Source organism: SAR324 cluster bacterium, assembly GCA_015232315.1.
Taxonomy (GTDB): domain Bacteria; phylum SAR324; class SAR324; order SAR324; family NAC60-12; genus JADFZZ01.
Genome location: JADFZZ010000011.1, coordinates 35,006 through 48,529 on the forward strand (window position 1 = coordinate 35,006; position 13,524 = coordinate 48,529).

At 44.0% G+C, this 13,524-nt stretch carries 13 protein-coding genes and 3 tRNA genes; 5 read left to right on the forward strand and 11 right to left on the reverse strand.

Annotated features, from left to right (window positions below):
- Entirely contained in the window at nucleotides 1-687 is a 687-nt protein-coding gene (locus HQM11_09755; GenBank protein ID MBF0351307.1) for a response regulator, read from the forward strand.
- A 288-nt stretch (nucleotides 688-975) separates the two neighbouring features.
- Here HQM11_09755 and HQM11_09760 read toward each other — a convergent pair.
- The 4 genes from HQM11_09760 to HQM11_09775 all read right to left on the reverse strand — a co-directional run bounded on the left by HQM11_09760 (nucleotide 976) and on the right by HQM11_09775 (nucleotide 1,678).
- A tRNA-Arg gene (locus HQM11_09760) sits at nucleotides 976-1,052 on the reverse strand.
- Between the two features lie 6 nt (nucleotides 1,053-1,058).
- Nucleotides 1,059-1,150: transfer RNA gene (locus HQM11_09765), tRNA-Ser, on the reverse strand.
- A 13-nt stretch (nucleotides 1,151-1,163) separates the two neighbouring features.
- Nucleotides 1,164-1,249, reverse strand: a tRNA-Ser gene (locus HQM11_09770).
- Between the two features lie 81 nt (nucleotides 1,250-1,330).
- Nucleotides 1,331-1,678, reverse strand: a complete 348-nt coding sequence (locus HQM11_09775; GenBank protein ID MBF0351308.1) for an STAS domain-containing protein — start codon at nucleotides 1,676-1,678, stop codon at nucleotides 1,331-1,333.
- A 76-nt stretch (nucleotides 1,679-1,754) separates the two neighbouring features.
- Here HQM11_09775 and HQM11_09780 point away from each other — a divergent pair, with 76 nt between their 5' ends.
- Entirely contained in the window at nucleotides 1,755-2,513 is a 759-nt protein-coding gene (locus HQM11_09780; protein MBF0351309.1) for a glycerophosphodiester phosphodiesterase, read from the forward strand.
- Here the strand turns inward: HQM11_09780 and prfA are convergent.
- From prfA to HQM11_09800, 4 genes are all read right to left on the reverse strand, one after another.
- Nucleotides 2,510-3,583, reverse strand: coding sequence for a peptide chain release factor 1 (gene prfA / locus HQM11_09785; GenBank protein ID MBF0351310.1), 1,074 nt, complete (start codon nucleotides 3,581-3,583; stop codon nucleotides 2,510-2,512). The genes HQM11_09780 and prfA overlap by 4 nt on opposite strands.
- Nucleotides 3,584-3,597: 14 nt before the next feature.
- Nucleotides 3,598-3,798, reverse strand: a complete 201-nt coding sequence (rpmE, locus tag HQM11_09790) for a 50S ribosomal protein L31 (protein ID MBF0351311.1) — start codon at nucleotides 3,796-3,798, stop codon at nucleotides 3,598-3,600.
- A gap of 42 nt (nucleotides 3,799-3,840) precedes the next feature.
- Nucleotides 3,841-5,223: a transcription termination factor Rho gene (gene rho, locus HQM11_09795; GenBank protein MBF0351312.1), complete on the reverse strand. Its 1,383-nt coding sequence runs from the start codon at nucleotides 5,221-5,223 to the stop codon at nucleotides 3,841-3,843.
- A gap of 308 nt (nucleotides 5,224-5,531) precedes the next feature.
- Nucleotides 5,532-6,290, reverse strand: coding sequence for a competence/damage-inducible protein A (locus HQM11_09800; protein ID MBF0351313.1), 759 nt, complete (start codon nucleotides 6,288-6,290; stop codon nucleotides 5,532-5,534).
- Nucleotides 6,291-6,491: 201 nt separating this feature from the next.
- Between HQM11_09800 and HQM11_09805 the strand changes: the two genes are divergently transcribed.
- Nucleotides 6,492-6,872, forward strand: a complete 381-nt coding sequence (locus tag HQM11_09805) for a response regulator (protein MBF0351314.1) — start codon at nucleotides 6,492-6,494, stop codon at nucleotides 6,870-6,872.
- Between the two features lie 9 nt (nucleotides 6,873-6,881).
- Here HQM11_09805 and HQM11_09810 read toward each other — a convergent pair whose 3' ends face one another.
- The 3 genes from HQM11_09810 to HQM11_09820 are packed head-to-tail and all read right to left on the reverse strand — an operon-like array spanning nucleotide 6,882 to nucleotide 9,448.
- Nucleotides 6,882-8,501, reverse strand: coding sequence for a DUF2079 domain-containing protein (locus HQM11_09810; GenBank protein MBF0351315.1), 1,620 nt, complete (start codon nucleotides 8,499-8,501; stop codon nucleotides 6,882-6,884).
- Between the two features lie 4 nt (nucleotides 8,502-8,505).
- On the reverse strand, nucleotides 8,506-8,829 hold the full coding sequence (cyaY, locus tag HQM11_09815; protein MBF0351316.1) for an iron donor protein CyaY: 324 nt from the start codon (nucleotides 8,827-8,829) through the stop codon (nucleotides 8,506-8,508).
- A gap of 37 nt (nucleotides 8,830-8,866) precedes the next feature.
- Nucleotides 8,867-9,448 carry a 2-hydroxychromene-2-carboxylate isomerase gene (locus HQM11_09820; GenBank protein ID MBF0351317.1) on the reverse strand — a complete coding sequence of 194 codons (582 nt, stop codon included), beginning with the start codon at nucleotides 9,446-9,448 and terminating at the stop codon, nucleotides 8,867-8,869.
- Between the two features lie 42 nt (nucleotides 9,449-9,490).
- Between HQM11_09820 and HQM11_09825 the strand changes: the two genes are divergently transcribed.
- Nucleotides 9,491-10,654 carry a type II secretion system F family protein gene (locus HQM11_09825; GenBank protein MBF0351318.1) on the forward strand — a complete coding sequence of 388 codons (1,164 nt, stop codon included), beginning with the start codon at nucleotides 9,491-9,493 and terminating at the stop codon, nucleotides 10,652-10,654.
- A gap of 546 nt (nucleotides 10,655-11,200) precedes the next feature.
- Complete coding sequence (locus HQM11_09830; protein ID MBF0351319.1) at nucleotides 11,201-13,495, forward strand: PAS domain S-box protein; 2,295 nt, start codon at nucleotides 11,201-11,203, stop codon at nucleotides 13,493-13,495.
- The last annotated feature ends 29 nt before the right edge of the window (nucleotides 13,496-13,524 follow it).

Below are 13,524 nucleotides of genomic sequence, written 5' to 3' on the forward strand. Positions count from 1 at the left end.
ATGTCAGCACCATACATTCTGATAGTGGAAGATGAACCTAAAATAGCCCATTTACTCAGGGATTACCTGCGCAAAAATGGTTACAACGTCATTTGTGTCAGTCAGGGCGATCATGCGCTGGCACAGATTCGTCGGCAGGAACCCCAACTGATGCTGCTGGATATAATGCTTCCTCAAATGGATGGACTGGAAGTTTGCCGTCAGGTCCGGAAATTCTCATCGCTACCGATCATCATGCTAACTGCCAGAGTTGAGGAACTCGATCGGATTCTAGGGCTGGAAATTGGTGCGGATGACTATATCTGCAAGCCCTTCAGTCCCAGAGAAGTGGTGGCCAGAGTGAAGGCCGTTTTACGGAGAAGTCTGTTACCGGAAATTCAGAGACAACTGGTGGCCGGGCCTGTGGTGTTGGATGAACTTTCACGTGAAGTGAAAATCAATGACGTTCTGTTACGTCTCACCCCAAGTGAGTTTGATCTGTTGCGCGTGTTGATGTCATTTCCCAATCGAGTATTTTCCCGAAGCGAACTGGTCAATCACATTCAGGGATATGATTTTGACGGCTATGAACGAACGATCGACAGTCACATCAAAAATCTGCGCAAAAAAATGGCTGAAATTCTACAGGAAGAATGGATCATTTCTATTTATGGAGTGGGCTACAAACTCAATGATCCACACAAATAACTGGGACTGTTCAGACGCTTGAATGTGGTCTCTTTGAGTTCTCTCTTCGTTCGAACTGACACGACGCGTTGCTGAAAGTGTTACCCTCTTCAGGTTGTTGATTAATCCGGTCGGTTGTAACCATTTTTTTCGGGGCGATGAAAGCGTTGCCCACTCATTGAAAACTCTCCCTTTGTTGCAGCAGGTTCATGCCTAGCTGGAAACATTTTTCCTTACAGCAGGTTTGTAATGATGTGATTTAATGGGGTTTGAAAGGCTTTTAGGCTTGTATGTATAATGCTTCCAGAGTGGTGCACCCGGAGCGATTCGAACGCCCGACCTTTTGAACCGCAATCAAAAGCTCTATCCAGCTGAGCTACGGGTGCATTTTGTGGCGGAGAGAGAGGGATTCGAACCCTCGGAGCGAATAATTTCACTCAACAGATTAGCAATCTGCCGCTTTCGACCACTCAGCCATCTCTCCGTATTTCTTTTCCTGGCGGAGGGGGAGGGATTCGAACCCCCGGTACTTGCGCACAACGGTTTTCAAGACCGCCGGTTTCAACCACTCACCCACCCCTCCTGAGGCAAAAGTAAACAGAGTTGATACATGACAGCGTGATAGATTGCAAGGTGTTTTTTTAAGTTTGCGCAACTCTTTTTTTTAACGGCTCAGAGCATCCATGGCGTCTTCTTCCGACGGATAAATATTGATAATTAGGTCCAGCTTACTCATTTTGAACACTTCAATATGAGTATCACTCAAACAGCATAAACCAAACTTCAGACCTTGCTGAGTCGTTCTCTTATAAACTAAAATCAATGTACCAAGTAACTGAGAATCAATGAAATTGACTTTTTCGAAATTTAGAATCAACCCTTTGAATGTATGCTTTGAGTCGCTCAACAACTGGTCTACATATTTTTTTATGAGATCTTTCAATTCCCAAGTAAAGATTTCATCTATATCAATAACACAAATACCATTTGTAATTCCATGTTGCAGTGGCATTAGAACTCCTTGAGAATAAGCTGAATTTACAGGTTAGGCCATACATAGTATTTTTCTTATAAGAAAGGCAAGTGTTATGCTAACAGAATGGCTCAAAAGTTCCCCCTTGATTATTGGACATCGTGGATATTGTGCGCGTTTCCCTGAAAACACATTATCTTCATTCAATGCTGCAATCAAGGCTGGAGCGCAGATGATTGAACTGGATGTGACCTTCAGCAAAGATCGGCGCTTGATGGTGATCCACGATGAAACTCTGGATCGCACTACCAATGGAACAGGTCAAATTCAGCATCATACCCATCAAGAATTAAAACAACTGGATGCCGGGAGCTGGTTTTCAGAGATGTTTTCAGGAGAAAAAATCCCTGACCTGGAAGAAGTTTTTGACATGGTCCAGCAGAATTGTCTGATCAACGTGGAAATCAAACCTGAAGCATTTGAAATCTCTGATGGCACACAAACCATCGAACAAATGGTGATTCAGTTGATTGAAAAATATCATCTTGAAGAATCCATCCTTATTTCCAGTTTTGAACATCGCTTGTTTCATCGCATACAGCACCGGGCACCCTATTTACGTCTAGGGTTGTTGCATGATCCTGAAATTCATCCTGAAATGACAAAACTATGTCGGCATTATCCAGTCCATTCCTGCCACCCGGATGCAAGAACACTCAGGGCAGAGGATATCACAAGCTTACATGAGCAGGGGCTGAAAGTTTGCCCATATACGGTCAATAATGAAGATGAAATGAAGAAATTGTTGTCATGGGGGGTGGACGGGATGTTTACTGACGATCCTGTCCGATTACTGCAGGTGATTGGGGGTTAATCTTCAGAACCTTTGAGCAGTTCAGCCTGATAGTTGGTTCGTAGTGCTTCAACTACGGGATGGAGGTAGCCTTCCATGATATGTTCCAACTGATATAAGGTGAGATTGATCCGATGATCTGTCAATCGGCCTTGTGGAAAATTGTAAGTCCGGATTCGCTCACTTCGGTCTCCCTTGCCCACCATCAGTCGTCGCTGTTCGCTGGTCTCTGACATTTGGGTTTCCATCTCAAGATCATACAATCTGGCTCTCAATACCTTGATTGCCTGATTTTTATTTTTTAACTGAGATTTTTCATTCTGGCATGTCACGACCAAACCTGAAGGAATATGTGTGACACGGACAGCCGAATCTGTTGTATTGACCGATTGCCCTCCTGGTCCAGAAGAACGGAACACATCAATTCTCAGATCTTCAGGATTGATATCAATTTCCACATCTTCGACATCAGGCAAAACAGCGACAGTAGATGCGGATGTATGAACACGCCCTTGTGTTTCAGTTTTGGGAATACGTTGAACACGATGCACCCCTCCCTCAAACTTCAAATGGCTATACACATCTTTGCCATGAATGGACACAATGATTTCTTTAAATCCGCCAATATCTGTTGGACTTTCATCAATGACTTCATAGCGCCATCCGTTCAATTCTGCAAATCTGATATACATCCTGAATAAATCACGGGCAAACAATGCGGCTTCATCGCCACCTGTTCCTGCACGAATCTCTATGATCGTATCCCGAGCATCATCGGGATCTTTAGGAATAAGCAAAAATTTGATCTGCTGTTCAAGATGATTGAGTTCTTCTTCAAGAGCAGGAATTTCCTGCTCAGCCATGCTCCGCATTTCCGGGTCTTCCTGGGAATTTCCCAGGATTTCACGGTTGCCCTCCAGATTTTTTTCAATGGCCGTATATTTATCAAAGACTTCTACAATCCCGGCAATATCAGAATGTTCTTTGGTGAGAGCCTGATATCGTTGTTGATCCGCATGAACATCAGGCTGACTGAGAAGAACGTTGAGTTTTTCAAAACGTTCTTTAATGGCGGTAAGCTTGTTCAGCATACTTTTTTTGATGATTAGCGATTATAACGTTTTTTGAATTTGTCAATCCGTCCAGCGGAATCAAACATTCGACCTTTTCCACTGAAAAAGGGATGACATTGAGAACAGATTTCAAGATTGCGGTCACCACCCAACACAGAGTGAGTCTGAAATACGGCGCCACAGGTGCAGGTGAAAGTTGTAGGCTGATAATTAGGATGAATATTAGGTTTCATAATCTCCTTTCCATCAAAACAGATTAATCGTTGAATAAAAAATTATTTGTCCATCATGTCGAGAAACTCTTCGTTCTTTTTGAATTTATTAAGTTTTTCCTTAAGAAATTCCATGGTTTCCACCACATTGAGCTGAGACATCACTTTACGGAGAACCCAGATCCGATCCAGATCCTGCTTTGGAATCAGCAACTCTTCTTTACGAGTACTGGATTTATTGACGTCAATTGCCGGGAAGGTGCGTTTCTCCACCAGTTTACGATCCAGCACAAGTTCCATATTTCCGGTTCCCTTGAATTCCTCAAAAATAACTTCATCCATCCGACTGCCTGTATCAATGAGAGCTGTCGCAATGATGGTGAGTGAACCACCTTCCTCAACATTTCTGGCAGCACCAAAAAAACGTTTGGGTTTATGAAGTGCATTGGAATCCACACCACCGGAAAGAATTTTTCCACTGGGAGGAACAACGGAGTTGTAAGCTCTGGCAAGTCGGGTGATGGAGTCCAGTAAAATGACAACATCCCGTTTATGTTCCACCAGACGTTTTGCTTTTTCGAGAACCATTTCAGCAACCTGAACGTGACGTGTCGCGGGTTCATCAAAGGTAGAGCTGATCACCTCACCGTTGACTGAGCGCTTCATATCCGTCACTTCTTCCGGACGTTCATCAATCAGCAATACAATCAGATCAATTTCAGGATTATTGACAGTGATGCTGTTCGCAATGGATTGAAGAATCATTGTCTTACCGGTTTTAGGCGGTGCCACAATCAGTCCACGCTGGCCTTTACCGATGGGCGCGATCATGTCAATAATACGCGTGGTCGGATCCTCATATCCACGTTCCAGATTGATACGTTCTTCAGGATATAATGGTGTGAGGTTGTCAAACAGAACTTTATCAATGGACATTTCCGGTGGTTCAAAGTTGACATCTTCCACCTTGAGCAACGCATAATAACGTTCACTTTCCTTGGGGGGACGAATTTGACCAGAAATAGTATCACCCGTCCGCAGGTTGAATCGGCGTATTTGAGAGGGAGAGACATAGATGTCATCCGGACCTGGCAGATAATTGTAATCGGGGGCTCTTAAAAAGCCAAATCCATCGGGTAGTGTTTCCAGAACGCCTGAGCCATAAATCACTCCATTCTGACGAGTTTGGGCCTGCAGTAGCGCAAAAATCAGTTCCTGCATACGCATGCTGCTTGCATTTTCAACGTGATATTCCCTGGCGATTTTCAGCAGATCAGGCAGTTCCTTACGTTTCAGTTCTACAAGATTGAGCGTGGCAGGATTTTCGCCTGTGTTTACAGACTCGTTATTGCCCTGATCATTGTTTGAGTTTTCTGTATTCTGATTGTGGTTGGAATATTGATGGGAATTCCGAGTCCCTCGGCGAGCGGGTGGTTGATTTCTCATATAGGCGGATTTGCTTTGAATGTCGCAAGTTGGGCATTTAGGAATTTATGCCGAAATTTGAAAAACAGGATTTCACTTGAAGAGGAGTTCCAGAACTAAACAGGGGACTTGGGAAAATTCATGTTGAGTGGAACATTTACTAATGTGGTATCTCAAGCCAAGGCGATAGAGAAACACCAATTCCAAAGGAATGTCAAGAATTTTTTAATGACACAAGACGCTCCAGATTCAAGTACTGGCCCTTCTCTAACAAACTCAATTTAAAAGCACAACCCCTATTTGCGTTCTCCTTGAGAATCTCCACATTTTTACACGACAGAGAGCCTGCGCACAGGACTTTTGTGCACCTCACACAACTGTATAATCAATTGTTCAAACTCAGTTTTAATCTGTGTTTCGTTTAGTGGATATCTCAACCTCAAAGTCACCCGCCATTCGGCATCCGCAGGATGTGGGTAAATTCCCAGGCGAATTTCCGGCCATTGTTTGGAAAATTTTTCAACAACATGGGCAATCTCTCCTTCTGACATCATCATGGAAACTTCTTCCATTGCCCATATTGAAGGCTGAAACTGTTTCAGGCAATGTTCCAGCGCAAACGTCGTCATGAGTTTGAGCATTTGTGGAAATCCGGGAAACGCATAAATGCCTTTGATAATAAACCCCGGAGCGCCCAAAGGATTGGGAAGCAGTTCACAGCCATGAGGCAAATGTGCCATCCGTTGTCGTGACTCATTGAAGCGATCACCATAACGTTGCCTCAGAATTTCAAAACATTCTTCATGGACAGTCAGTGCGACACCGGCACCTTTGGCGATTCCGTCCCTGGTACAATCATCATGCGTTCCGCCAATGCCCCCTGAGACGAATATTGGAAAATATTCCTGATTCAGCAAAAGATTCATCCAATGAGCAATAATCTCAACGCTATCAGGCAATGTCATGGTGAGTTGAGCAGGAATCTGCTGTTTCCTGAATAGTTGAATGAGCCAGGCCTGATTGTCATTCACCTGATCGCCCCAGAGGATTTCATCACCCACAGTGATGATCGCCGGCTTGATATTCATCTTTTCTGCTCCTTATCAACAATAATGTTTACAAACTGGTTTCACTGAAATATAGACAACAATGATTTGTTTTTATCGAGAAAAAGCCATCTCATGAGTTAAATATTTTTGAAACAACCTTTACCTTTCCCCATAAAAAAAGTATGGGAATGGCTAACATATGCTTTGAGGACAAACCAATCTTTTTTTTTGAGGAACGCTATGGCTCAAAATTTAGAAAAACATATTTTACTTGTGGATGATTCCTCCATGATTCGCAAAAGCATCCGAAATATTCTCAAACAGGCAGGATATGAGAATATCAGTGAAGTGGATGATGGTGAAAAAGCCTGGAAATTTGTCAAGTCCCAGACCGTTGATCTGGTTATCTCGGACTGGAAAATGCCCGTAATGACAGGTCTTGATCTGTTGAAACTGATCAGAGGTGACGAACAGACCAAACACATCCCCATGATGATGTTGACCGCGGAAGCGTTGAGTACGTCTTATGTTGACGCAGTTCGGGCAGGTGTGAATGCCTATCTCACAAAGCCTTTTGAACCACATCAGGTGCTGGAAAAAGTACAAAAAATACTGGAATGATGAAGGCCATTACTGTGAATCGCGATTAGCAAACACGATCAGGCGCGAATATCCAGGTATCCGTTGATAGGTGTCTGAGGCTTCCAGTTGTCTCAGACACAAAGAAAAATCATTAATTTTGTAATGCCCCAGATCGGTTGAAAGAACAATATAATCTATCTTCAATGTAGCGGTAAAACGGCTGTTTTCTACGGAACAATCTTTCCCCTCATGTTGAACAAAGGCTTGAATTTCTCGTCGATTGAAGTGTGGCCCCAAGGCATCCTGCACTGCTATTCTTGTTGATGGACTCAATGTTTTTTCGAAAGCATGCACTTCTTGGTATGCCTGCCATTCAGGTGCCCCCGGAAGAACTTTTTGCAGAAGTTTCATGTTGCTGTTAGGCCATAACGCAACCCACCCCGCAAACCACAAAACGAAGCCTGTCCAGAATTTTCTGGAGGCCCTCCATCTTTCCAGAATTTTTTCGGGCTCGAGATCTTTCAACAGATAAATCATGGACAGCATGAGCAAGGTGGAGGGAATGTCATCATAATGATAATGGCTGGAAAACATGGCGACTTTTCCGGCAATAAGATTGATCCCGATTGCCGGTCCGGCCAGAATGCCTTTTCTCCAGTAGAATAAGGGCAAACCAGCCAACGGATAGATCAACTTGATCGAATAAATCAGCTTTTGATCCCATTGAAACCATAAATTGATCATCCGTTCCGGTGATTTGTCCACCATCTGAAAATGATTAAAAAACGGCATCACATAGAACATGATCGCAATCATAGCCAAGATCCCTCCGACAAACAGAATCCAACCCGTTTTGATATTCTGCCGATTGACAATCATGAAGATCCCAATTCCAATCCATACAGAACCAGTACTTTCCTTCAATCCCAGAATAAACACCATGCTCCCCCAGAAACGCAGCCAATGTCGTTGCTGGACACAGATCATGGAATAAACAATGGCGGGTGGCGCAAGCGAAGTGACCTGAAATTCATAGCGCATACTGCTCACGACCGGTGTATAAAATAACAACCACAGACTCCCCAGAAACAGACTGACCAGCCACGCTTTGTTTTCTGAACGGTAAATCAAATAAGACAGTCGGTAAAACAATACCGGGGTGAACACATACGCCAATGTTTTAGCGAGCATGAGCCAGTGAATTGAGGGATATATTTTATAAAGTGGAGCAAGAACCCATAAAGAGGGCGTGAAATGATCAGCGAGATTGTGCTCATTGAAGTAGGACAGATAAAAATCACCCCGGGATAAATTATAAAGAATATTGCTGTAGATTCCAGAATCCCAGATATGCAACTGAAACGAATAATATTTCAGGATGGAAAAACACAACCAGACCAGACTCTGCAATATCAGCACTAAGATCAGTTTGCGTTTTCCCGACTCAGAAACACACCAGTCCATCATCTGTTTAAGGCTTTGTTCCATAACAACTGTCTGGTTTTGCTGAATCAGGTACAGCGAATAGATAAACCAGAACAGGACGGGCAACAGGAACAGATCATCGCCCCCTGCGCCAAGCCACCAGATCAGAGTGAAAATGGACAGCAAAACGAACCATCCATAGCGTTTATTGGAAGATTGAGGCTTCCGTATGAGGGTGATCATCTGGTCAACCAAATTTTACCGTTTTATGGAGACGTGATTCGATCAGATGGGACAGGCATTGATAAAATTCAATTTGCTCTGCCTCCGCAAACCATATACCTTTTGTTTCCTGATATTTGAAATGCCAGCCTTTTCCATTTCCGGCCAACCAGAGTTCCTGAATCGCCTTCTGGGTATTCATCACAATTTTGGGACCTCCGGCTTCAAATAAAATTTCCAGTTTGTCACTGGTCTGGTCAAAATCAATTTCATCTTCAAAATCTTCTAGTTTATCCTGTACCTTTTTGAAAGCGATGTTGGTTTGTTTCAGATATTCTTTGTTTTCCATAATAACCTCTGTTAAAAGAAAATTGAATTGGCACGGATTATCCGTTGAAATCTTCGGGATGCTGAAGATAGTGTCCAAGCAGGGAAAGACGATCGTTGCCAAAAAACATGGTATCGTTCACAAACATGGTTGGAGCCCCAAAGGCGCCCCGTTGCACAGCATTTTCAGTTGTCTGTTTCAGTTGTTCCTTCACCTGGTCCTGTGACGCAAGAGCAAGGTTTTCTGGTCCAACTATCGATTCCAGAATATCCGCGTTGCTGATGTCCAGTCCATTGACCCAATAGGCCTGAAACAATTTGTGCGACATGGTTGTACATTCAGCTTCAGGAAGTGCTGTCAAAATTCGCATGGCCAGCAAGGTATTCACTGGAAAGTGCACTGGAAAATTAAAAGGAACCTTGTAGTAGGATGCCCATAGTTTTAAATCCCGCAACATATATTTCCTTTTGGCTGGCAATGATGCCGGAGGCTGGTTTCCTGTTGCTTTGAAAACTCCGCCAATTAAAAATGGACGCCATTGTACCTTGGCATCAGCCTCAACCACGACCTGATCAATCCTTGTGGATGCCAGATAACTGTAAGGACTTACAATGTCATAAAAAAATTCAACAACTTGCATGATGTTCCTCTCGCTAAAAAGACGATTCACATAAAGGCCGTTATGAGACCCTATTTCTGGACTGGAAAAAATACGCATGGCCATTCTGTCGAAGGTACCCTGGAATGTAAAACCCTTCAGGAAGGACGCCTTCAATTAAACCAGAAAGATATTTTTGATGTCCAGTTTTTTTCTGTTTCACCTCACTATCAGGATATCTTGCTGACAGATGAACACTTGCTTGATTTTCTCGAAACCCTGTCAGGATTGCTGGCCTCAGGGATGGACCTACTGAATGCCCTGGAGTTCATTATTCGTTATCACAAACACACACAATTCCGATTCATCCTGAGCCTTGTCAGCGATCAACTCCGTTCTGGCAAATCCATGGGTGAAGCCTTTCAGACATTTGCCTGTTTTCCACCAATGCTGACTTATCTCATTCAGGTTGGCGAAGTGTCAGGGCATTTGCCTGATGTGTTGCGGACTCTGGTCGAGTTTTACACATTTCGCAGAAATACCGCACGGGAGCGGAGTCGGTTGCTACGTTATCCATTGATGGTTCTTGGCGTTGGAACCATCCTGGTCCTCGGGATTCTCATTTATATCATTCCCCGTTTCAAAAGGGTTTTCAGCATCATGGGCGATGACCTGTTCTGGCTCACCCAGATCATGGTATCCGCCAGCAACACTATCCTGAATCATCCTCTGGCGGTTATTTGTGGAAGCCTGTCCCTCCTCATGACCACTAAATATCTGCTTAAATGGTTTGGTCCCCAGGCTATGTCACTGTTACCATCAGGATATTGGAAAAACTTTCTATTGCTGACCTATTCACGGTCTATGTCCATCATGCTCCATTCAGGGGTGCCGTTAACCGAAGCCATACGACTGACAGAATCCCTGTTTCCAGAAACAAAACAGCATCAGATTCATCAGATTCACAGGAAAGTATTCGAGGGAGAAACGCTGGAATCCGCCTATAGATCTTCGTCAATGTTTACACAGGAATTCGTTCACCTGGTGGCATTGGGGGAATCCAGCGGCTATTTGGCGTCTTCGTTTGAACGCATTGCCGCATTTTATCAGAACCATTGGGAAAAGCAGACACAACGGTGGACACTTCTGCTGGAACCACTGGTCATGACGCTCCTATCCACAGTCATCTTCATGGTGTTGCTCTCTATTTATCTTCCCGTATTTAAAATGGCCGAGTATTATCACTAGGTGTCAAAAAATTGATCTTTGATGTTCCACCTGATTTGTGTTTTATCCCGTAGGGGCAGACCTGTGTGTCTGCCCGGGATCAGGGCCAATGTTGTCAACTTAAGACGTTCTTCGCCTGGGAATCCCCCTTTTCAAAGGGGGAATGGGGGATTTAACGCTCAGAATTACATCCCCCTAACCCCCTTGAACCAAGGGGGAATTGAAACACAGCACCATTCAGAATGCTTAAGTTGATGACATTGGGATCAGGGCGAACACACAGGTTCGCCCCTACAATTTGTGGACGAAAATATGACCACCCCCAAATAATGAAGGCTGAAGGTCAACGGATGACCCAAAGTTTTATTGACAAAAAGACTTTAAATCTGACATTTTTAAACTACCCGAGGGGGTCTGCCCCTACAATTTGTGGACGAAAACAGGATCAACGTCAACCCGATCCACTCCGGATTCACAGGTCAGGTGAAGAATCCGTCAATCAATAAGTGCTACAGTATCCTGGAGACCTGGCTAACCACACACTTCTATCCACTTTGTAAGGTGCTTATGTCTGATCTGAAAGTTTTGTTTATCGATGATTCGGAGAATGATGTCCTTCTGATCGTTCGGGAACTCCGCAAAGGTTTCAGGAATATCCACTATGAGTTTGTTTCGACTCAAATTGATGTGAACGCGGCCTTTGACAAGGAATGGGATGTGGTATTGTGTGATTATAACATGCCCCAGATGGACCCCTATCGGGCACTTCAGTTGATGCGGAAGAACGGCAAAGAAATTCCGTTCATCGTTATTTCCGGAGCCGTTGGTGAAGAAATCGCGGTGGATGTCATGCGTGCAGGTGCTAAAGATTATCTGATGAAAGACGCGCTGACACGATTGATTCCCGCAATCCAGCGTTGTCTTGAAGGTCACGCAAATCAGCAAAAGAAAAAAGAAATTCAAAAGGAACTGGCAGAAAGTGAAGCCAAACTCAGAGTGATTACGGACTCTGCCAAAGATGGAATCGTCATGCTGGATCCTCAAGGTCGAATCACGTTCTGGAATCCTGCCGCTTCAGAAATATTCGGAATATCCGCAAACGATGTATCGGGAAAGAATTTTCACGCCCTGTTTGTACCGGAAAAATACCATAAAGAATTTCATGAAGGCTTCAATCGTTTTCACCAGACAGGGAAGGGAAAGTTGATTGGCAGTACCATGGTGGTGCAAGGGTTAAAACAGGATCAATCGATTGTTCCCCTGGAAGTTTCAATCTCCGCTGTACAAATAAACGGAGAATGGAATTCTGTCGGTATTATCCGGGATATTTCAGAAAGACAACGCCGGGAAGAGGAATTCAATCGACTGGCAATGGCGGTTGAGCAGGCCTCAGAATCCATTGTTATCACGGATATTGCGGGAAAGATTCAATATGTCAATCCCGCGTTTGAAAAAATATCCGGTTATTCACGCAATGAAGTGATTGGAAAAAATCCGAAAATTTTAAAAAGCGGCATTTATGAGGAACCGTTTTATTCCGAGTTGTGGAATACCATCCTGTCTGGTCAAGTCTGGCACGGAATTGTCACCAACAAAAAAAAGGATGGCTCTTTCTATGAGGAGAAAATGACTATTTCTCCAGTGCGGAACCACGAGGGGCAAATTGTTAACTTTGTCGCGGTGAAATATGATGTAACCCTGCAACGGCAAATGGAAAAACAACTTCAGCAAACACGAAAGATGGAAGCTATCGGAACTCTGGCAGCAGGCATCGCTCATGATTTCAACAATATGCTACAGGGGATCATCGGCTATGCGGATATTGCCATGGAGAGCCTTCCCATACAGAGTAGGTTGACAAACTACATGGAGCAGATTTTGAAGGCCGGGGGGAGGGCCGCCGATCTGGTCCGACAGATTCTGACTTTCAGCAGGCAGACCGAAGAGGAAAAAGCGCCTTTGCTGATCACGCCACTCATCAAGGAAAGTCTAAAATTTCTCCGGGCGTCTCTGCCATCCACCATTGAAATCAAAGACAACCTTTCCTCCGCATGCAGGCCTGTTCTGGCAAATCAGTCTCAAATTCATCAGATCATCATGAACCTTTGTACCAATGCCGGCTATGCCATGCGCCAGAACGGGGGCATACTTGAAGTTGATCTGTTTGAAACAGACCTGGATCACTTTTTTGAGTCCGTTTATAATGTCAGGCAGGGCACCTACCTGCAACTGGTGGTCAAGGACACCGGAGTCGGGATTCCTGAAGAATTACATGATAAAATTTTTGAGCCTTTCTTTACCACAAAACCACAGGGTGAAGGCACCGGAATGGGGTTGTCCATGGTTCACGGGATTGTTCATAACCATGGGGGAACCATTGTTTTTGAGAGTAAAGTCGGGCAGGGAAGTACCTTCAATATTTATTTGCCCATTATTGAAAACAATCACCCTGAGGTTGAACAGGATTCAACAGAAGTTTTGACAGGCTCCGAGCATATTCTGGTTGTGGATGATGAACACACGTTGGGGCAATTATTACAAATTCAGTTATCGGTGTTTGGGTATCAGGTAACTGTTTTTCAAAACAGTCTTGAGGCGTTCCAATGTTTCAGTCAGTCACCCCAGATTTTTGATCTGGTGATCACAGATCTGACAATGCCCATTATGACAGGGGATGTCCTTGTTGAAAAAATACGGAGCATCCGTCCTGACCTGCCAGTGATTTTAATGTCTGGATTCAATCAAATATTCAGTCAGGAACAGGCCAAGGCTATAGGGATCAAAAGTTATCTAAAAAAACCGTTTCAACTTCAAAAACTAGGTGTTTTGATCAGAACCATTCTGGATGATAAAAAAAACTGACGCAACCGAGTCCTGGCTTTGTTTCCCGC

Coding starts and splice junctions, on each gene's coding strand:
- HQM11_09820 (MBF0351317.1), bottom strand. CDS start 9,448: ATGCAAGTTGTTGAATTTTTTTATGACATTGTAAGTCCTTACAGTTAT.
- prfA (MBF0351310.1), bottom strand. CDS start 3,583: ATGCTGAACAAGCTTACCGCCATTAAAGAACGTTTTGAAAAACTCAAC.
- rho (MBF0351312.1), bottom strand. CDS start 5,223: ATGAGAAATCAACCACCCGCTCGCCGAGGGACTCGGAATTCCCATCAA.
- HQM11_09780 (MBF0351309.1), top strand. CDS start 1,755: ATGCTAACAGAATGGCTCAAAAGTTCCCCCTTGATTATTGGACATCGT.
- HQM11_09775 (MBF0351308.1), bottom strand. CDS start 1,678: ATGCCACTGCAACATGGAATTACAAATGGTATTTGTGTTATTGATATA.
- HQM11_09810 (MBF0351315.1), bottom strand. CDS start 8,501: ATGATCACCCTCATACGGAAGCCTCAATCTTCCAATAAACGCTATGGA.
- HQM11_09800 (MBF0351313.1), bottom strand. CDS start 6,290: ATGAATATCAAGCCGGCGATCATCACTGTGGGTGATGAAATCCTCTGG.
- HQM11_09805 (MBF0351314.1), top strand. CDS start 6,492: ATGGCTCAAAATTTAGAAAAACATATTTTACTTGTGGATGATTCCTCC.
- HQM11_09830 (MBF0351319.1), top strand. CDS start 11,201: ATGTCTGATCTGAAAGTTTTGTTTATCGATGATTCGGAGAATGATGTC.
- cyaY (MBF0351316.1), bottom strand. CDS start 8,829: ATGGAAAACAAAGAATATCTGAAACAAACCAACATCGCTTTCAAAAAG.
- HQM11_09825 (MBF0351318.1), top strand. CDS start 9,491: ATGAGACCCTATTTCTGGACTGGAAAAAATACGCATGGCCATTCTGTC.
- HQM11_09755 (MBF0351307.1), top strand. CDS start 1: ATGTCAGCACCATACATTCTGATAGTGGAAGATGAACCTAAAATAGCC.
- rpmE (MBF0351311.1), bottom strand. CDS start 3,798: ATGAAACCTAATATTCATCCTAATTATCAGCCTACAACTTTCACCTGC.